Origin of the sequence: Streptomyces zhihengii, from assembly GCF_016919245.1 — a bacterium.
Lineage (GTDB): Bacteria > Actinomycetota > Actinomycetes > Streptomycetales > Streptomycetaceae > Streptomyces > Streptomyces zhihengii.
The window spans coordinates 995,495-1,014,672 of the sequence record NZ_JAFEJA010000002.1 but is presented as its reverse complement, the minus strand read 5'-3'; the positions used below and the strand labels follow the sequence as shown (position 1 = coordinate 1,014,672).

Genomic DNA, 19,178 nt, shown 5'->3' with positions numbered 1-19,178 from the left:
GGGCCGCGCCCGGTACCGTTTCGCCCGCCGTGTGGGGGAGGTGTAGAAAGAGCATATGGCCGCACGCTACGGCCGCCCGCGCTCGGTTCTGCGCATGAGAACTGTCGCAGGCCAGGTCTTTCTCCTGCAGGTGGCGATCGTGGTGCTGCTGGTCGCCGCCGCGATCGCCGCCCTGGTGCTGCAGTCCCGCGCGGGCAGCGAACGCGAGGCGCGCAACCGGTCGGTCGCCGTCGCCGAGACCTTCGCCAACTCCCCCGGTATGGAGGCGGCCCTGCGGAGCCGGGATCCCTCGGCGATCCTCCAGCCGAAGGCCGAGGAGGCCCGCAAGCGCTCGGACGTCGACTTCATCGTCGTCCTCGACACGAACGGGATCCGCTACACCCATCCCCTCCCCGACCGGATCGGCAAGCAGTTCGTCGGGAACATCCAGCCGGCCCTCGACGGGGAGGTCCTCGTCGAGAGGATCACCGGCACGATCGGCCCGCTGGTGCAGGCGGTGGTCCCCGTCGAGGACGCGCGCGGCCGGGTCATCGGGCTGGTGTCGGCGGGCGTCACCCTCGACAAGGTCAGCGGTGTCACGGAGGACCAGTTCCCGCTGCTGTTCGGCGCCGCGGCCGGAGTGCTGCTGCTGGCCATGGGCGGCACCGCCCTGGTCACGCGCAGGCTCCAGCGCCAGACCCATGGCCTGGGCCCGGCCGAGATGACCAGGATGTACGAGCACCACGACGCGGTGCTCCACTCGGTCCGCGAGGGCGTGCTCATCCTCGGCGGCGACCGCCGGCTGGTGCTCGCCAACGACGAGGCGCGGCGGCTGCTCGGGCTGGCGCAGGACACGGAGGGCCTCGCCGTCGAGGAGCTGGGGCTCGATCCGCGGATGTCCCGGCTGCTCGGGTCCGGCCGGATCGCGACGGACGAGATCGTGCCGGTCGGCGACCGGGTGCTCGCCGTCAACCAGCGCACGACGAACCAGGGCGGCGGCCCGCCGGGCACGGTGGCGACGCTGCGGGACACCACGGAGCTCCAGGACCTTACCGGCCGGGCCGATGTGGCGCGCGAGCGGCTGCGGCTGCTGTACGACGCGGGCACGGAGATCGGCACCACCCTGGATGTACTGCGCACCTGCGAAGAGCTGGCCGACTTCGCCGCCGCGCGGCTCGCCGACCATGTGAGCGTGGATCTGGCGGAGGCGGTGCTGCGCGGCGAGGAGCCGACGTCGACGGGTGCGGACGTGGACATGCGCCGGGTGGCGTTCGCCGGGCCCGGGGACAGCGCCCTGTATCCCGTGGGGCATCCGATCCGCTTCCTGCCGGGGACCCCGATGGGCGTCGGTCTCGGCCGGGGGGACGCGGTGCTGGAGGAGGACCTGAGGACGTTCTCCGGGTGGGAGCGCCAGGATCCGGAGCGTGCGCCGCTGCTGGTGGGCGCCGGGATGCACTCGATGATCGCGGTCCCGCTGCGGGCCCGGGGCGTGGTGCTGGGCGTCGCGATGCTGTGGCGCTCGGGCACCGCGGAGCCGTTCGAGGAGGACGACCTCTCCCTCGTGGAGGAGCTGGTGGCCAGGGCGGCCGTCAGCGTGGACAACGCCCGGCGGTATTCGCGCGAGCACACGATGGCGGTGACGCTCCAACGCAGTCTGCTGCCGCGGACGCTGCCCGAGCAGGACGCGCTGGAGGTCGCCTACCGGTACCGGCCGGCGCAGGCGGGCCTCGGCGGTCTCGGCGGGGTGGGCGGCGACTGGTTCGACATCATCCCGCTGCCCGGGGCGCGGGTCGCGCTCGTCGTCGGCGACGTGGTCGGGCACGGACTGCACGCCGCCGCGACCATGGGGCGGCTGCGGACGGCCGTGCACAACTTCTCCAGTCTCGACCTGCCGCCGGACGAACTGCTGTGGCATCTCGACGAACTCGTGGCGCGCATCGACCGGGACGAGACGGACGAGCGCGAGGAGGCCGGCGTCACCGGCGCCACCTGCGTGTACGCGATCTACGACCCGGTGTCCGGGCGGTGCAGCATCGCGCGGGCCGGGCATCTCCAGCCGGTGATCGTGCACCCGGACGGCAGCGCGGAGTACGCGGACGTGCCGGGCGGCCCGCCCCTGGGCCTCGGGGGCATGCCGTTCGAGACCCTGGACCTCGAACTGGCCGAGGGCAGCCGTCTGGTGCTGTACACAGACGGCCTGGTCGAGGACCGGACACGGGAGATCGACGAGGGGCTGGAGCTGCTGCGGCGCGCGCTGGAGCGCCACGCCGGGCTGGCTCCGGAGGAGATGTGCGAGCAGGTACTGGCCGGGCTGGTGCCGGAGCGCCCGCGGGACGACATCGCCCTGCTGGTGGGGCGTACCCAGGTGCTCGCGCAGGACCGGGTGGCCCGGTGGGAGGTGCCCGCCGACCCGGCGGCGGTGCGCGAGGTGCGGGCGGCGGTGTCCCGCAAGCTGGCCGAGTGGGACCTCCAGGAGGCGGTCTTCACCGCGGAGCTGATCCTCAGCGAACTGGTCACCAACGCGATCCGCTACGCCGCGGGGCCGATCCGGGTGCGGCTGATCCGTGACCGGGCGCTGATCTGCGAGGTGTCCGACCAGAGCAGCACCTCGCCGCATCTGCGGCAGGCCGCGGGCACCGACGAGGGCGGTCGCGGACTGTTCCTGGTGGCGCAGTTCGCCGAGCGGTGGGGCACCCGGTACACGGGCAACGGCAAGGTGATCTGGGCGGAGCTGCCGCTCACCCCGCAGGGGGCGCTGCTGCCCGACTTCCCCGGTCTCTGACGGCGCCGCGCCCGGCGCCCGCGGCGTCCTCGGCGGTCCGCCCGTGGTGCCCGCGGCGTGCTCGGCGGTCCGCCGGCGGCCGAGAGCACTCACCGGCGGACAAGAACGGGACGCCGACTGCTGCCCCGGCGACAAGAATCGGTGCCCCGGACCGGGCCCGCGCGGAAACCGGCGGACCGCTCTTGCCTGCCTGGTTACCCGTGCGTAACGTCATCGGCGCACCGCAGGCCGGAGGCGGTTCCACGCACCGGCCGCCCTCCGGAACCCGCTCTCCCGGACCACGCACCCGCGTGTTCCCGGCCGCTTCGTCCTGGCCGGAAGCACGACCGTCGCACCGTTTCCGCGTTCATCCCCGCCGTCCGTGCGCCCCGAGGCGCACCGCCGCATCCTGGAGCCGAAATGAAGCGTCCCAGTCTCCTCCCCGCCCGGGGCCGCAGAGCCGCCGCCCGCGCGGGTGTCGCCCTCGCCGCCGGGCTCGGGCTGCTCGCCACCAGTGCCGGTTCGGCGCACGCCGCGCCGGTCAGGCTCGACTACCCGCTCACCGGCCTGACGGTCCTCGAGGGGACGGGCTCCGACCTGGCGCTGGGGCCGGGCACGCTGGAGGTCAACGCCGACCTGAAGCTGGGCACGATGACGGCCAACACCAAACTGCCCGCGGCCCCGGGCGAGTTCAACATGATCGGCATCGTGCCGGTCAGCGTCACCACGGAGTTCATCGAGACGGAGCCCACCACGGGCACGATCGACCTCAAGACCGGTGCGGTGAACAGCACCACCAAGATGACGCTGCGTCTGAAGAACCTCAAGGTGGCGGGGATCCCGACGCCGGTCGGCAGCCACTGCCAGACCGAGGTGCCCGCGGTGCTGAACCTGACGTCCGAGCCGGGCTTCAACGCGCTCCGCGGCGGTGTGCTGGTCGGGTCGTACACCATCCCGAAGTTCGAGCACTGCCTGCTGGCCACGCCGTTGATCAACCTGGTCATCCCGGGTGACGGCAACACGATCCGGCTGAACCTGGGCCAGCCGGTCCGGCCGCCGGCCGCGTGACGGTCCCCGTTCCCGCCGTGCGCGCGCACGGCGGGAACGGGTCGTCGCCGCCGGTCACTCGGTGGTGGCGATGTAGTAGACGTTGAGCGGGTCGCCCTCGACGGTGACCACGTCGACATGGCCGAAGCCCGCCTCGGCCAGCATCCGCAGGGCGGTCTGGCGGCCCCAGAGGGTGCCGAGCCCCGCGCCGCCGGTGGCGAGCGAGGTCGTCATGCAGTAGAAGACGCTGAATCCGTAGAGCGCGGGACCGAACGGGTGGCCCGTGTTGTCCTCCAGATTGCTGGAGGCCTCGATGTCGGCCATCAGGAACACACCGCCCCGGCGCAGCGACTTGGCGATGACGGCGAGCGTGCGGGCGGGCTTCGCCAGGTCGTGGATCACGTCGAAGGCCGTGATCAGGTCGTAGGAGCCGGTGATGCCGGTGGAGTCGCGGAGGTCGAAGGCGACGTTGCGGAGCCCGCGGGACGCGGCCTCGGCGCGGCCCGCCGCGACGCCGCTCTCCGACTGGTCGACGCCGGTGAAGGTGCTGGCGGGGAATGCCTCGCCCAGCACGACCGGCGCGTGGCCCTGGCCGGTGCCCACGTCGAGGACCTCGATCCCCGAGCGGAGGCGCTCCGTCAGTCCGGGGACGAGGGGCACGATCGTGTCGACGAGCCCCTGGTCGTAGACGCGCGCGGTCTCCTCGGCCTGGAGCGCCTGGAAGCGCGGATACGCGGAGTAGGGCACGCCGCCGCCCTCCCGGAAGGCGCGGACGACCTGCTGCTCGACCTCGCCCATCAGCGCGACGTACTGCATCATCCCGGCGAGGTTGTCCGGTCCGGCCGCCGCGACGAGGGAGGCCGCGTGCTCGGGCGGCAGCCGGTAGGTGCGCCCCTGCGGCTCGTACTCCAGGAAGCCGCCGACGACCATGCCGCCCAGCCACTCGCGGACGTACCGTTCGTCGAGGTCCGCCGCCTTGGCGATGTCGGCGGAGGTGGACGGCGGCAGTGCCGACATGGTCTCGAACAACCCCGCCTGGTGGCCGACGCTGGTCAGCAGGGCGAGCGCGCCCTTGTTGAGGACATCGACGACCTCACCGGCGAACGCCTCCTGCTTCGCGGGGTCCGGCGTGCCGCTCTGCGTACCGGGGCTCGACATGACTGCTCCTCTCCACCGGGCGGATGACGCGCGCCGGCGGAGCCGGCACGCTCCTTTTGTCACACTACGCCGGTATCGCGGACTCCACCCCGAGGGCGGCCGTTCCCCGTCAGGCGACCGGGAGTTCCAGCTCCGGCCGCTCCCAGCGGACGGCGGGCGGGGTGGCGGGCACGGTGCCGGTCCTGCGGGCGCCGAGGCCGAGGTAGAAGCCTTCGGAGGGAGGGTGGGAGACGATCCGGACGGCCGTCAGACCGGCGTCCCGGGCCCGCCCGGCGAGGTGCGCGGCGAGCAGCCGTCCGATGCCGAGGCCCTGGGCCTCGTCGGCGACGAACATCAGGTCCAGCTCGGGCGGTGACAGCACCAGGGCGTAGAAACCGAGCACCCGCTCGTCCGCGCCGACGGCGGCGAACACCTCGTGCGCCTCGATGTACGCGGGTCCGACGGTGTAGCCCTCGACCATCGCCGCCCAGTGCCCCTCGTAGGCGCGCGAGCCGCGGACGATCCGGGTGAGCCGGCGGGCGTCGCGCGCGGTCGCCCTGCGGATCCGCACGGCCTCGCCGCGGTGGCGGACGCGTGCGGGCGGGGGCGGCGGCGGGGTCATGGTCCGATTGTCGCGCACCGGACCGCGGGGGCACGCCGCGGCGCCGGGGCGGCCGGCCCCGGACCGCGGCGACGGGCGTCAGGCGCGCCAGTAACCGAGGGCGTGCACGCGCTCCTTGGGGAGGGCGAGCTCCTTGCGGGCGAAGGTGCTCAGGGTGCGGGTGGTCGCGGTGTCGCAGGCGATCCACAGATAGGCGCCGTCGCGGTCGGCGGCGAGCCCGGGCAGGGCGGTGCGCACCTCCTCGGCGAGGTGGGCGCCGTCGTCGCGGCGGGGGACGCGGCGCACCTCGTGGTGCGCGGCGTCGCTGCGCAGCGGCAGTTCGCCGTCGCTCCCGTGGGTCGTCTCGAACCAGATGGTGGCCGGTGTCCCGGGCAGCGCGCCGAGCAGGGAGTTGATCGCCGGCAGGGAGGCCGGGTCGCCGACGACGAACAGGTGCGAGGGCAGCGGGTCGGGGACGGTGAATCCGGTGCCCTGGAGCGTCGCCTCGACGGTGTCGCCGGGTGCGGCCCCGCGCGCCCACTCGCTCGCGCGCCCGTCGTGCAGGGCGAACTCCATGCTGAAGGTGCCGGCCTCCGGGTCGGCGTCGACGAGGGTGTAGGCCCGCTGGTGGGGCTTGTCGCCGTTCTCGAACCAGACCCGCACCCACATGGTGGGGTGGACGCCGGTCCGCGCGAGCATCCCGCCGTCGGTGAAGTGGACCCTGCGGTAGTGGTCGGTGACCTCTTCCGCGCCGGTGACGGTGAACGTGAAGTCCTTGCCGCGCATCAGTCTGAGGACGACGCCCTCCCAGCCATGCCCCACTGCGCTCTCCTCGTCGTCTCGTGTCGTTCCGTGTGATGCCGGGCCGCCGCCCGACCATGGCCGAAGAGCCATGGCCGGAATTGTGTCTCGAACAGCCGTGCCTTAAGTTAGGTCAGCCTAACCTAAAGAGTGGGATTCAGTGTGAACAGAGCGCTATTCCGGGACCCGTGGGGCATCCCGCACCTGCGGGCCGGCAGCCCCGGGGAACTCGCCTACGCCCAGGGGCACAACGCCGCCGCCGACCGGGCCTGGCAGCTGGAGGTCGACCGCCACCGGGCGCAGGGCACCTCCGCGTCGTTCCTGGGCGCCGAGGCCCTCCCCTGGGACCGCTTCGCCCGGATGTCCCGGATCGAGGACACCGCCCGGCGCTGCCACGCCGCCCTCTCCGAGGAGACCGCGGGCTGGATCGCCCGCTACGTGGACGGCGTCAACGACGGCCTCGCCGCGGGCGCTTCCCGGATGCCGCAGTTCGCCGCGACCGGTCTCGCCCCCGGCCGCTGGGAGGTGTGGACGCCGATCGCCGTCTGGCTGTCGACCCACATCCTGTTCGCCGGATTCCCCACCAAGCTGTGGCGCGAGGAGGTGGCCCGGGTCCTCGGCGAGGACGCCGCCTGCCTGTTCGCCGCCGACGGCCCCGGTACCGCCGGCAGCAACGGCTGGCTGGTGCCCGGCGACCGCACCGCGTCCGGCGCCGCGCTGATCGCCGGGGACCCGCACCGCTTCATCGAGGATCCGGGCATCTACCAGCAGATCCGGCTGGCCTGCCCCGAGTTCGACGTCGTCGGTCTCGCCGTGCCCGGCGTCCCCGGCATCGCGCACTTCGGCCACACCGGCTCGGTCGCCTGGGCCATCACCAACGCCATGGCCGACTACCAGGACCTCTACCGGGAGCGCCTGCGAAGACGCGGCCCGCTCGTGGAGGCCCTCGGCCCCGACGGCTGGCGCCCCGCCGCCGTGCACACCGAGGTCGTCGAGGTCGCCGGCCAGGCCCCGGTCACCGTCGAGGTCGTGGAGACCGAACGCGGCCCGGTCGTCGCCGGGGACGCCGACACCGGCGAGGCGCTCAGCCTGCGCTGCCCCGCCCGCGCCGACGGCGACATCGGCTTCGACGCGCTCCCCGCCCTGCTGCGCGCCCGGACCGTCGAGGACGTCGACCGGGCGGTGGACCGCTGGGTCGAGCCCGTCAACGTCGTCCAGGCCGCCGACACCGCGGGCGGACTGCTCCACCGGGTGGCCGGCCGGGTGCCGCGCCGCCATCACCTCAACCGGATCCGGGTCGTCCCCGCCTGGGAGGCGCGCCACGCCTGGACCGGCACCTACGAGACCATGCCGCGCGCGGCCGTCGACGGCGTCGCCGTCATGGCCAACCAGCGCGGCATCGCCGCCCCCCTCGGCGTCGAGTTCGCCCCCCGCCACCGGGCGGCCCGGATCCGCGAACTGCTGGACGCCTCCGGCGCCTGGACGGGCCCCGCCATGGCGGGCGTCCACACCGACACCCTGCTGGGCTCCGCCGAACCCCTGCTCGCCCTGCTGGCCCGGACCGACGGCCTCTCCCCCGCGGCCGGCCGGCTGCGCGCCCGGCTGCTCGCCTGGGACCGGCACATGGCCGCGGACAGCGCGGACGCCGCCGCCTTCGCGGCCCTCCGCTCGGCGGTGGTGCGCCGGGTGGCCGGCCTGCCGGCCCTCGCGCCGCTCGCCGACGCGCCCTCGCTGCCCGAGGTCTTCCACCCCTGGCTCGCACCCGTCCCGCGCGTCGCCCACGCGCTCGAAACGCTGCTCGCGCCGGACGCGCTGCCCGGGCTGGACACCGCCCGGGTGGTGCGGGAGGCGGCCGAGGAGGCGGCCGGCCTCGACACCGGCGTCTGGGGCGACACCCACCGGCTGGTGCCCTGGCAGGCGCTGCCCGACAGCCCCGAGGACGGCTGGCCCGCCCTGTCCGGCGACGTCGACTGCGTGCTGTCCACCTCCAGCGTGCCCGGCGTCACCGACCTCAGCGCACGCGGCCCCGCGGCCCGCTACGTGTGGGACCTGGCGCGCCGCGAGGACAGCCTGTGGATCGTGCCGCTCGGCGCGTCCGGCGTCCCGGGCGATCCCCACCAGCGCGACCAGCTGCCCCTCTGGGCGGCCGGAGAACTCGTCCCCGTGATCACCGACTGGGACCGCCTCACCGAGGAGAAGCAGATGACCGAGCCCGCCGCACGCCCCCGGGAGGCCGTGCACGAGCAGCACATCGAGGGCTTCGGCACCGTGCGCGTCCTGCCGCTCGACCCGGTCGCGGACCTGGACGTCGTCCACGGCTGGGTGACCGAGGAGCGGGCCCGCTTCTGGGGCATGAACGGACACACCCGCGAGGAGGTGCGGGAGATCTACGAGTACGTCGGCTCCCTGACCACCCACCACGCCTTCCTGGTGCTCCTGGACGACGAGCCGGCCGCGCTCTTCCAGACCTACGAGCCGGACGCCGACCCGGTCGGCGAGTGCTACGAGGTCCGGCCCGGGGACTTCGGCGTCCATCTGCTGGTGGCGCCCGCGGCCGGGGGGCACCGGCCGGGCTTCACCTGGGCGCTGATGCTGGCGCTCATGGCGTACTGCTTCGCGGACGAGAAGCACCTGCGCATCGTCGTGGAGCCCGACGCCCGCAACGAGAAGGCGATCGAGCGGATGGTCCGCTCCGGATTCGTCCGCGGGCCCGTGATCGACAAGCCCGAGAAGCGGGCTCAGCTCGCCTTCCTGGGCCGCGAGGTCTACGAGCGCCGCGCCTGAGCGGGGCCCGGGGGCGGCGGACGTGCCGGCCGCCCCCGGGCCACGGCGGCTCAGGCGGTGGCGGGGAGGAAGCCGGCCACCGTCGCCGCGAACTCGTCGGGGGCGGTGATCCGGATGCCGAGCTGCTCCGCCTTCTCGCGCTTGGAGCCCGCGCCCTCGCCGGCGACCAGGAGCGAGGTGCGCTTGGAGACGCTGGAGGACGCCTTGCCGCCGGCGCGCTCGACGAGTTCGTTCATCTGGTTGCGGGAGAGCTTCTCCAGGGCGCCGGTCATCGCGCCCGTGACCACGACCGTCATACCGGCCAGCGGCCCGGGGGCGGCCTCCTCCGAGGGCTCGCCCTCCGCCGCCCCGTCCGCCGCCGCGGGCACCGGCGGTGTGGCCCCGGGCTCCGTCATGTTCACCCCGGCGGCGACCAGCCGGTCGATCAGCGGGGCGAGTTCGGCCAGCTCGTCGACGACCGTCCGGGCCTTCTCCCCACCGATGCCCTCGACCTGCTGCAACTCCTCGGCACCCGCGGCCCGTATGTGCTCCATGCCGGCGAAGTGGCGTGCGATGCGGCGGGACATGGAGCGCCCGGTGCCGCGCACGCCCAGGGCGCAGAAGACCCGCGACAGCGGCTTCCTCTTCGCCTCCGCGATCGCCGCCAGCAGGTTGTCGGTGCTGGTGGCGCCCATCCGCTCCAGGGACAGCAACTGCTCCCGGGTGAGCGAGAACAGATCCGCCACGTCCCTCACCAGCCCGGCGTCCACGAGCTGGACGACCCGGGTGGTGCCGAGTCCCTCGATGTCGAGCTGGTCGCGGCCGGCCGCGTAGGAGACGGAGGCCACCACCCGGCAGTCGCGGCCGCGCTCGCAGCGCCAGCGCTGCTCGGAGGTGTCGATGCCCGAGCCGCACTGCGGGCAGACCTCCGGGAACTCGACGGGCCGCTCCGCGCCCGTGCGCAGATGCGCGACCGGCGCCTCGATGCGCGGGATGATGTCCCCCGCCTTGTGGACCATGACCCGGTCGCCGATGCGCAGGTCGCGGCGGGTGATGTCCGCGGGGTTGTGGAGGGTGGCGTAGGTGACGGTCGATCCGTCGATCTCGACCGGCTCCAGGACCGCCCGCGGCGCGATGATGCCGGTGCGGCCCACGTTCCACTCGACGCCGAGCAGGGTGGTGACCTTCTCCACCGCCGGCAGCTTGTAGGCCACGGCCCACCGCGGCGCGCGGGTTCCCGAGCCGGCCTCGGCCTGGTCGGCGGCCGGATCCGCCTTGACCACGATGCCGTCGATGCCGAACGGCAGTCCGGCGCGGGCCTCGGCGATCTCCTCGATCCTGGCCTGGATCTCCTCGACCGCGCGGACCGTCCGCGGGGCGACCTCGGTGCTCGCGGCGGTGTGCACACCGAGCCGGACGACCTCCGCCATGACCTCGCTGTGCGGCAGGGAGGCGAGGCGGTCGGCGAGGCCGGGGTCGGTGCCGGGCAGGGCGAGCGCCCCGTACCCGAAGAAGGTCATCTCCACCCGGTAGGCGCGGTCCCTGGCCCGCAGGGTGCCGGCCGCGCCGTTGCGCGGGTTGGCGAAGGGGGCGCCGCCGTGCGCGGTGCGGGCCGTGTTGGCCTGCACGAACTGCTCCTGCGTCATCAGGACTTCGCCGCGTATCTCCAGCGTCGCCGCCTCGGCCAGCGCGTCGGGCAGCCCGAGCACCGTGCCCACGGCGTGCGAGACGTCCTCGCCGGCCGTGCCGTCGCCCCGGGTCACCAGGCGGGTGAGCCGCCCGTCCTCGTAGCGGGCGGCGACGGCGAGCCCGTCGAGCTTGGGCTCGACACTCCAGCCGGCGACCGGCCGCCCGATGCGCCGCTCCAGGGAGGCCGTCCACGCGGTGAGCTGCTCGGCCGAGAAGACGTTGTCCAGGGAGAGCATCGGGACGGTGTGCGGCACGTCGCCGACGGCCGCGCCGCCCGCGACCTTGCCCGTCGGCGACTCGGCGGCGATCTCCTCCGGATGGGCCTCCTCCCAGGCGGCGATGCCCCGCGCGAGACGGTCGTAGGCGTCGTCGTCGAGGGCGCTCTCGCCCGTCGCGTAGTACGCGGCGGCGGCCCGGGAGGCGGTCGCGACCGCTTCCGCGTACGCCGCGGCGTCGGCGATCCCGGCTGCGGGAGCCGCGGGAACGGCAGGTGAAGTCGTCATGGCTCCATCCTGCCGCCCACCACTGACAACGGCCCCGGCGCGATGTCCGGCGGGGGCGTGCTCAGCCCTGGTACTCGGTGAGGTCGATGGAGTGGATCTGGAGGGGGTACCCGTGCTCCGGGTGCTGCACCTCGCGCTCCAGCGCCATGCCGAGCTTGCGGGCGACGTTCTCCGACGCGGTGTCGCCCACCCTGATGACGGCGACGACCCGCTCCAGCCCGCGGTCCTGGAGCGCGAACTCCAGGGTGGCCTGCGCCGCCTCGGAGGCGTAGCCCTGGCCCCAGAACTGCGAGCCCAGACGCCAGCCGATCGCCACCTCGTGGCGTGTCTCCGGCAGGAAGGCGGGCACGAACAGCCCGACCGCGCCCGCCAGTTCCCCGGAGGCGAGCAGCTCGACGGCGAAGACGCCGAAGCCCTCGTCGTCCCACTCCTCCTCCCACCGCTCGATCGCCTCGGCCGTCCCGTCGAGATCGAGCAGCGCCCCGTCGTCGACCCACCGCATCACCCGTGGATCGGTGTGCAGGTCCGCCAGGGCGGCGAGGTCGGAGTCGTACCAGCGGCGCAGCCGCAGGCGGGGGGTGCGAATCTCTGTCATGGCGTCCATCCTGCCCGACCGGCGAGGGGTGCTCCGCCACGCGGGGAGGGTGCGGCTCCGCTTCGGCGGCTCGCCCGCCAGATCACCGTGCGAACGGGCTCTCGAACGATCGGAGGGCCCGTGGCATATGCCCAAGGCACCACCGGATCGAGTGTTGCCAAATGGCTTACGGCACTTCGCCGCCTGTGCAACAGTCGTATCCGGTCCCTGTTCGAGACCTGGCCGTGGCCGCGCCCTGTATCGGAGTTCGAGATGCCGTCCCATGTGTTCGCGGACCGTCCCGCCCAGCCGCCGGAGCGCGGCGCGATGGACGCCCTGATCACACGTACGCGCAGACTGCGCGGCGACATGGAGGCGATGCGCCAGGACGCGGTGACGGCCGACGACGACGCCCGGGGCCGCTGGCAGCGGGCGCTCTGCGACCTGGCGGTGCATCAGCTCGACGACCTCGGCAGCCACCTGGACCAGCTCAGGTCGGGCGTGCCCGCCACCGAGGCACGGGCCGACGAACTCGCGGAGTACGAGGCCGACGAGGCCGCCCGCTCGGGCTCGCTGCTCAGCCGGGTCGGCAGCGCCGAGTGGAATCTGCTGACCGACGAGGTGAGCTGGTCGGACGAGTTGTTCCAGATCCTCGGCCGCGACCCGGCCGGCGGCCCGATGTCCCTCGACGAACTGCCGTCCCTGGTGTACGCCGAGGACCAGGCGCTGCTGACGGCCGTGGTGACGGACTGCCTGGTCGACGGGCGGCCCATCGACGAGGAGTTCCGCATGGTGCGCCCCGACGGGCGGTTGCGCACCGTGCACATGATGGGCGAGCCGGTCCTCGACAGCGACGGCGGCACCGCGTCGATGTGGGCCGTCCTGCGCGACGTCAGCGAACTGCGCCGCAGCCAGCGGGCGGTGCGCGAGAGCCAGGACTCCTTCCAGCGGCGCCGGCACGCCGAGCAGACCGAACGCCGGCTCGCCGTGGAGATGCAGGAGGCCGTGCTGCCGCCCTGGCGCGGCTCCCTCCAGTTCCCGCCGACCGGCCCCACCTCCCTCGACGTCGCCGCCCACTACCTGCCGTCCGCGAACGGCGCGCTGATCGGCGGCGACTGGTACGACGCGCTCCAGCTGCCCGGCGGGGAGTCCCTGCTGAGCATCGGCGGCCTCACCGGCCACGGTGTGACGGCCACCTCCTCGATGGCGATGCTGCTGGGCGCCCTGCGCGGGATGGCCGTCGCCGGCGTACGGCCGGGGCAGCTCATGTCCCACCTCAACCACCTGCTGGACACGGCCGGCCAGCCGGCCCTCGGCAGCGGGCTCTGCTGCCGCTACGACCCCGGGACCCGGGTGCTGCGCTGGGCCCAGGCGGGACACCCCGCCCCCCTGCTGTTCCGCGACGGGGCGGGGCGCGCGCTGGCGACGCCGGACGGCGCCCTGCTCGGCGCGACCAGCGCCGCGGCGTACGAGGAGGCCGACGTCACCCTGCTACCCGGTGACCTGCTCGTCCTGTACACGGACGGGCTGACGGGTGCGGCGGTGGCCGGGGACACGGCGGACCGGCTGACGGCACTGGCAGCACGGTTCACCGGGGCCCGGGACGCCCGTGAGTGCGTCAGGGTCGTGGTGGAGGAGTTCGGTCAGGGCGCTCGTGAGGACGACGCCTGCGTACTGGTGGCACGGGTCACCGGCTGACGGGCACACCTGCGCACGGACGGCAGGGCACAGGGCACCCGCTGACAGGCACACCCGCGCACGGACGGCACGGAGACGGACACTCGCCGACGGCACCGCGGAACCACCCGCTCGGCGTTGCCGCCGCGCGGAACTCGCCTCGTGCCGGGGCCGAGAGCCCCCTCAGGTGTCCGTGCGCCGGGGCTTGGACGCCGCCTGCGGCGGCATCGCCAGCTGGATCTCCTCGCGCAGGTCCTCGATCTTCGCGTAGCCCGCGTACTGCCCGGTCAGCCGGTACATCTCGCGCAGCCGGTCCCAGGTCCGGTGCGAGGAGGTCTCCCCCATCGACACCAGGGCCAGGCGGGCGTAGCGGTCCGCCTGTTCGGGATCGTCCGCGATGAAGCAGGCCGAGGCCAGCGAGATGTAGTCGAAGATCTTCGAGCGCTGCCGTCCGCCCTCGCGCAGTTGCAGCGCCTGCCGGGCGTGCCGCTGGGCGATGCCGGCGACCGAGGGGTCGTGGTCGGCGAGGGTGCGGTAGGCCAGCGCCTGCATGCCGTGCATGTCCGCCTCGTCGAAGAGCTGCATCCAACTCGGCGGCGGCACGTCGGACTTGTCGGAGACGAAGAGGTCCTCCGCCTCGCCGAGCGTCCGGCGCATCGCCTGGCCGTGGCCCATGGACGCCTGCGCCCACGCCTCGATGGTGTGCAGCATCGCCTGGGTCCGCGGCAGGGTCTGTTCGCCCGAGCCGGTCCTGGCGAGCTTCATCAGGTCCAGGGCGTCGTCCGGGCGGCCCAGGTGGACCATCTGGCGCGCCGCCCGGGACAGGGCCTCGCCGGCGCGCGGACGGTCGCCGCCCTCGCGCGCGGCGTGGGCCGCGATGACGAAGTACTTCTGGGCGGTGGGTTCGAGGCCGACGTCGTGGGACATCCAGCCGGCGAGCACGGCGAGGTTGGCGGCGACGCCCCACAGGCGCCGCTGGAGGTGGTCGGGGTGGCGGTAGGCGAGCATGCCGCCCACCTCGTTGAGCTGGCCGACCACCGCCTTGCGCTGGAGTCCGCCCCCGCGGGCGGCGTCCCAGGCGCGGAACACCTCGACGGAGCGCTCCAGCGCGTCGATCTCCAGCGACCCGATGGGGGCGGCCTCGTAGCGGTCGTACCCGGCGGAGTCGGCGTGCAGGAGCTCGGAGTTGCGGACGGGGGGCTGGGTGGCGGGGTCGCTCCCCAGCCAGTCGTGCATGGCGCTGCTGAGCGCGGAGCCCGCGGCGAGTGCCGCGCCCGCGCCCACCAGGCCGCGTCGGTTGAGCATGAGGTCCATTCCCGTGAATTCGGTGAGGACCGCAGCCGTACGGTCGGGCGCCCACGGCAGTCCGTCAGGGTTGTCACTGCCGCCCTGTACGTCCCGCCGCCTGCCTGTTCGTCCGCTCCGTGCGAACCCGAGGTCCTCGATGGTCACGACACGACCGAGCCGCTCGGTGAACAGTGCCGCCAGCACCTTGGGCACCGGATCGCGGGGGGACTCCCCCATGTCGATCCAGCGCCGCACACGCGAGGTGTCGGTCGCCAGCTGCGGATGCCCCATGGCTGCCGCCTGCCGGTTCACGAGTCTCGCGAGTTCGCCCTTGGACCAGCCGGCCAGGCCGAACAGGTCGCTCAGGCGGGTGTTGGGTTCACCGCTCACGTCAAGCCCCCAGGTTCTCGGCTGAGTTGACAGTAACGGCCCGTGATGGGGGTGGCGACTATTCGCCAGGGTTCGCCAGGGTGCGCCAGATGGTGTGCCACCCGCGCCGGGGTGTCAGGTAGGAATGCGCCACCCCGCCCCGTCCGCCGGGGCACATTCCCCAGGGTGCTGCCTCTGGCATATGGGGCGGGGCGCGCACGCAACCTGTCGGCGCACGAAGGGATCTGTATCTCCCATGTACACAGCATCGTCCTCCGTGTCCGCCCCGTCCCGGCTCCAGCAGCGCACCGCCGTCCCGGCCGGCTCCGGACCGTATCCCGTGCCCGCGCAGACCGGCCGGGCCCGCAGGCCCGCCGGCGTGGTGGGCCAGCCCCTCAGCGGGCGCATCGACCTCTCCGGCCCCCAGGGCGCGCAGCTCCGCAAGGCGGTCGCGTCGGTGCACCGGATCTGTCCGGAGTTCAACCCGGTGCAGGTGCTGCGCCGGAGCGGACGGTCCGTGCTGATCGTGGGGACGACCGGGCGAACGACCGCGGTGGCCAAGTGCTTACTGGACCACTCGCCGGCGTGGGCCGAGCGGCTGAGGCACGAAATAGCTTCCTACCGTGCGTTCGTGCGGCACCGTCCGCCGGTCCGGGCCCCGCGGCTGATCGCCGCGGACCCGGAGAACTGCACCCTGGTCATCGAGCGTATGCCCGGCCGCCCCGCGGCCCTGACCCGGCACCCGATGGAGGCACCGCCCCGCGCGGACCTGCGCGCGGTGCTGGGGGCGGTCGTCCGTCTCAACTCCTGGCGCCCGCCGGCCGGGATGTTCGACGCGCCGCTCGACTACGGCTCCCGGATCTCGCGCTATCACGAGCTCGGTCTCTTCACGGACCGTGATCTCGGCGACCTCCAGAAGCTGCTCCACGGCGTGGCCCAGGCGGGCGGACGCCAGGGGATGGGGCAGTTCTGCCACGGCGACGCCCTGCTGTCGAACATCCTCCTCTCCCCCACCGGCCCGGTGCTCGTCGACTGGGAGCACGCCGGCTGGTACCTGCCCGGCTACGACCTGGCGACGCTCTGGTCCGTCCTCGGGGACGCGCCGATGGCACGCCGTCAGATCAGCCAGCTCGCCCAGCAGCAGGGCCCCGCCGCGCGGGACGCGTTCCTGGTGAACCTGATGCTGGTGCTGACGCGGGAGATCCGGACGTACGAGACGGCCGTGCAGCGCACCATGCGGGAGGCGTCCCCGGTGACCGCCGCGCAGCACCCGGCCTCCGGGATGGCCGCCGGTGAGGAGCAGCGGCTGCTGCTGCGCCGGCTGCACGACGACTGCGCCCTCGCCCGCAGGGCGGTGCGTGCGGCGGTCGGGACCCGCTGACCGCCACGAGGGGGAGGCGCGCCGTGCGCCCGGTGCCGACACACCGGGCGCACGGCGCGTCGGCGTGTTCCCGTCCGGGCGGGCTGCCTCTCCGGGTCCGGGACGCGCACGGGAGGGGGGCGCGGCGGGGCGGACGGCTTTCGGAGGGGGCGGCTGAGGGAGGGGCGGCTCTCGGAGCCGGCTGCCTTCGGAGCGGGCGGCTTTCCGAGCGGGCGGCTCTGGGAGGGGGCGGCCTTCGGAGGGGGCGGCTCTCGGAGGGGGCGTCCTTCGGAACCGCCGGCTTTCCGAGCGGCCCGGGAAAGGCCGCCCGGCGGGGCCATTGGTCCATGCCAGTGACGCGCCGCAGGCCGGTGGCCCGCCCGCCGGAAAGTGCGCCTGACACCCCGTCCGAACCGGTGCTGACGTGCGCAGTTCCCGCTGTGGAGCCTGATTGACGGATCGTCCGCGAGCCGCTACCCCTGTACGGGTCCGGCCGCGCACCATCCGTCCCTGGAGGCTGCATTGCAAGGATCCGCCCCCGCACGTCCCGACCTCCCCCGCCCCCGCCTCCGGCACGCACGGACCGTCGGCGCGGCCGCGGCCGTCGGTGCCCTGCTGCTGCCGCTGATGTCCTCGGGGCCCGCCGCGACCGCCGGCCCGGCCGCCTCGCCGAGCGCGCTCCAGCGCGCGTTCGACCGGGCCGCCGAGGAGTACGGCGTGCCGGGGAGCGTGCTGCTCGGTGTGTCGTACCTCCAGTCCCGCTGGGACGGGCACGGCGGCGCCGCCAGTGTCACCGGCGGCTACGGGCCGATGCATCTGACGGACGCCCGGACCGCGCTGGCCGAGGCCCCGCACCACAGCCACGGCGCGGAGGACGCGCGCGGCGACTCGGCCCGCCCGGCGCGGACCGTCACCGACGCGGCGCTGCCCGACCCGGCCCGGCTGCCGGCGCAGCTGCGGACCCTGGAGCGGGCCGCCGGCCTGACGGGGATCCCCGCCGGGGAGCTGCGGGAGAGCGTGGCGGCCAATGTGCGCGGCGGAGCGGCGCTGCTGGCCGACGCCCAGCGGCGGCTGGGGCTGCCGCTGAGCGAGGACCCGGGCGACTGGTACGGGGCGGTGGCGCGCTTCTCGGGAGCCGACGACACGGCCACGGCGACGGTCTACGCGGACGACGTCTTCGACGTGATCCGCTCGGGCGAGGCGCGCACCACCGACGACGGGCAGCGGATGGTGCTCGCGGCCGACCCCGGCGCGGCCCCCGACCGTACGCAGGCCGCGGCGCTCGGGCTGCGCACCGCGGACGCCTCGCGCACGGAGTGCCCGCCGACGGTGGCGTGCGAGTGGATCCCCGCGCCCTACGAGGAGTTCGGGGAGGGCGACTACGGCAACCACGACAAGGGGGACCGGCCGCGGTCGCAGTCGGTGGAGTACATCGTGGTCCACGACACGGAGGCCACCTGGGACACCACCCTCCAGCTCGTGCAGAACCCGGAGTACGTGTCGTGGCAGTACTCGCTGCGGTCGTCCGACGGGCACATCGCGCAGCACGTGCCGCTGAAGGACGTCGCCTGGCACGCGGGGAACTGGTACGTCAACGCCAAGTCGGTGGGCCTGGAGCACGAGGGCTTCCTGGTGGCCCCGGACGCCTGGTACACGGAGGCGATGTACCGGACGTCGGCCCGGCTGGTGCGCTATCTCGCGCACCGCTTCGACATCCCGCTGGACCGGCAGCACATCATCGGCCACGACAACGTGCCGGGCACCACGACCGCCACGATCCGCGGGATGCACACGGACCCGGGGCCGTACTGGGACTGGGCGCACTACTTCCGGCTGCTGGGCCGGCCGCTGACGCCCTCCGCGGGTCCGGACAGCGCCGTGGTCACCGTGCGTCCGGCGTACGACGCCCACAAGCCGCTGTACACGGGCTGCGTGCGGGCCGGCGAGGCCTGCGCGCCGCACGGCTCCGGCGCGGTGCGGCTGCACACCGGTCCGGGTGAGGACACCCCGCTGGTGAAGGACGTCGGTCTGCGCCCGGACGGCGCGGATTCGACGAACGGGGTGAACGACACGGGGGCGCGGGCCTCGACGGGCCAGCAGTACGCGGTGGCGGAGCGCCGCGGCGACTGGACGGCGGTCTGGTACCTGGGGCAGAAGGCGTGGTTCCACAATCCGCGCACCCAGCCGACCGCGGTTCCCTCGCGGGGGACGCTGGTGACGCCCCGGGAGGGCCTCGACCGGGTGCCGGTGTACGGGCGGGCGTACCCGGAGGCGTCGGCGTATCCGGCCGGGGTGCCGGTGCAGGCGGTCTCGCCGCTGCCGTACACCCTCGGGGCGGGGCAGCGGTACGTGGCGGGCGACCGGACACCGGGCGAGTACCTGTACGCACCGAAGTTCGACACGTCGGTCCACCGGGTGGTGCGCGGACAGGAGGAGTACGTCCAGATCCAGTTCGGGCACCGGGTGGCGTTCGTGAAGGCCGCCGATGTGCGGGTGGTGCGCAGGTGACGGACCTCCGATGACCGCGGGGTGCCACCGCCGTGGGGGTCCGGTGGCACCCCGCCCCCTCGCCCGGGAACCACACCGGTATGACTATTCGCCCGGGTGCGTGCGTCCGTCCGGGCGAGGGT

Annotated in this window: 12 protein-coding genes; 6 read left to right on the top strand and 6 right to left on the bottom strand. The window is 74.1% G+C overall.

Features of this window, described 5'->3' with window-relative positions; translation table 11 throughout:
• The first annotated feature begins 55 nt into the window (after positions 1 to 55).
• Together JE024_RS32115 and JE024_RS32110 are read left to right on the top strand one after the other, a co-directional pair.
• Complete coding sequence (locus JE024_RS32115) at positions 56 to 2,761, top strand: SpoIIE family protein phosphatase (protein WP_205377402.1); 2,706 nt, start codon at positions 56 to 58, stop codon at positions 2,759 to 2,761.
• Positions 2,762 to 3,160: 399 nt separating this feature from the next.
• Positions 3,161 to 3,808, top strand: a complete 648-nt coding sequence (locus JE024_RS32110) for a hypothetical protein (RefSeq protein ID WP_205377401.1) — start codon at positions 3,161 to 3,163, stop codon at positions 3,806 to 3,808.
• Between the two features lie 54 nt (positions 3,809 to 3,862).
• On the opposite strand, the gene JE024_RS32105 is transcribed toward JE024_RS32110, so the two are convergent.
• From JE024_RS32105 to JE024_RS32095, 3 genes are all read right to left on the bottom strand, one after another.
• Entirely contained in the window at positions 3,863 to 4,945 is a 1,083-nt protein-coding gene (locus tag JE024_RS32105; protein WP_205377400.1) for a class I SAM-dependent methyltransferase, read from the bottom strand.
• A 109-nt stretch (positions 4,946 to 5,054) separates the two neighbouring features.
• Positions 5,055 to 5,546 carry a GNAT family N-acetyltransferase gene (locus JE024_RS32100; RefSeq protein ID WP_205377399.1) on the bottom strand — a complete coding sequence of 164 codons (492 nt, stop codon included), beginning with the start codon at positions 5,544 to 5,546 and terminating at the stop codon, positions 5,055 to 5,057.
• Between the two features lie 78 nt (positions 5,547 to 5,624).
• Complete coding sequence (locus JE024_RS32095; RefSeq protein ID WP_205377398.1) at positions 5,625 to 6,347, bottom strand: siderophore-interacting protein; 723 nt, start codon at positions 6,345 to 6,347, stop codon at positions 5,625 to 5,627.
• Between the two features lie 141 nt (positions 6,348 to 6,488).
• On the opposite strand from JE024_RS32095, the gene JE024_RS32090 reads away from it, so the two are divergent.
• Positions 6,489 to 9,110, top strand: a complete 2,622-nt coding sequence (locus tag JE024_RS32090) for a GNAT family N-acetyltransferase (protein WP_205377397.1) — start codon at positions 6,489 to 6,491, stop codon at positions 9,108 to 9,110.
• Positions 9,111 to 9,160: 50 nt separating this feature from the next.
• On the opposite strand, the gene ligA is transcribed toward JE024_RS32090, so the two are convergent.
• Positions 9,161 to 11,281, bottom strand: coding sequence for an NAD-dependent DNA ligase LigA (gene ligA, locus JE024_RS32085; RefSeq protein WP_205377396.1), 2,121 nt, complete (start codon positions 11,279 to 11,281; stop codon positions 9,161 to 9,163).
• A 61-nt stretch (positions 11,282 to 11,342) separates the two neighbouring features.
• On the bottom strand, positions 11,343 to 11,876 hold the full coding sequence (locus JE024_RS32080; RefSeq protein ID WP_205377395.1) for a GNAT family N-acetyltransferase: 534 nt from the start codon (positions 11,874 to 11,876) through the stop codon (positions 11,343 to 11,345).
• Between the two features lie 252 nt (positions 11,877 to 12,128).
• On the opposite strand from JE024_RS32080, the gene JE024_RS32075 reads away from it, so the two are divergent.
• A complete protein-coding gene (locus JE024_RS32075) occupies positions 12,129 to 13,553 on the top strand; it encodes a PP2C family protein-serine/threonine phosphatase (protein ID WP_205377394.1) in 1,425 nt (474 codons plus the stop codon).
• Between the two features lie 162 nt (positions 13,554 to 13,715).
• Here JE024_RS32075 and JE024_RS32070 read toward each other — a convergent pair whose 3' ends face one another.
• Entirely contained in the window at positions 13,716 to 15,209 is a 1,494-nt protein-coding gene (locus JE024_RS32070; RefSeq protein WP_205377393.1) for a DNA-binding protein NsdB, read from the bottom strand.
• A gap of 235 nt (positions 15,210 to 15,444) precedes the next feature.
• On the opposite strand from JE024_RS32070, the gene JE024_RS32065 reads away from it, so the two are divergent.
• Together JE024_RS32065 and JE024_RS32060 are read left to right on the top strand one after the other, a co-directional pair.
• Positions 15,445 to 16,569, top strand: coding sequence for an aminoglycoside phosphotransferase family protein (locus JE024_RS32065; RefSeq protein ID WP_205377392.1), 1,125 nt, complete (start codon positions 15,445 to 15,447; stop codon positions 16,567 to 16,569).
• Between the two features lie 501 nt (positions 16,570 to 17,070).
• Positions 17,071 to 19,056 (top strand): N-acetylmuramoyl-L-alanine amidase, encoded by a 1,986-nt coding sequence (locus tag JE024_RS32060; RefSeq protein WP_372449889.1) that lies wholly within the window; start codon positions 17,071 to 17,073, stop codon positions 19,054 to 19,056.
• Positions 19,057 to 19,178 lie beyond the last annotated feature (122 nt).

What these genes read in the sequence shown, in the direction of transcription:
- JE024_RS32115 (WP_205377402.1), top strand. Translation starts at nt 56, where the DNA reads ATGGCCGCACGCTACGGCCGCCCGCGCTCGGTTCTGCGCATGAGAACT.
- JE024_RS32110 (WP_205377401.1), top strand. Translation starts at nt 3,161, where the DNA reads ATGAAGCGTCCCAGTCTCCTCCCCGCCCGGGGCCGCAGAGCCGCCGCC.
- JE024_RS32105 (WP_205377400.1), bottom strand. Translation starts at nt 4,945, where the DNA reads ATGTCGAGCCCCGGTACGCAGAGCGGCACGCCGGACCCCGCGAAGCAG.
- JE024_RS32100 (WP_205377399.1), bottom strand. Translation starts at nt 5,546, where the DNA reads ATGACCCCGCCGCCGCCCCCGCCCGCACGCGTCCGCCACCGCGGCGAG.
- ligA (WP_205377396.1), bottom strand. Translation starts at nt 11,281, where the DNA reads ATGACGACTTCACCTGCCGTTCCCGCGGCTCCCGCAGCCGGGATCGCC.
- JE024_RS32080 (WP_205377395.1), bottom strand. Translation starts at nt 11,876, where the DNA reads ATGACAGAGATTCGCACCCCCCGCCTGCGGCTGCGCCGCTGGTACGAC.
- JE024_RS32075 (WP_205377394.1), top strand. Translation starts at nt 12,129, where the DNA reads ATGCCGTCCCATGTGTTCGCGGACCGTCCCGCCCAGCCGCCGGAGCGC.
- JE024_RS32065 (WP_205377392.1), top strand. Translation starts at nt 15,445, where the DNA reads ATGTACACAGCATCGTCCTCCGTGTCCGCCCCGTCCCGGCTCCAGCAG.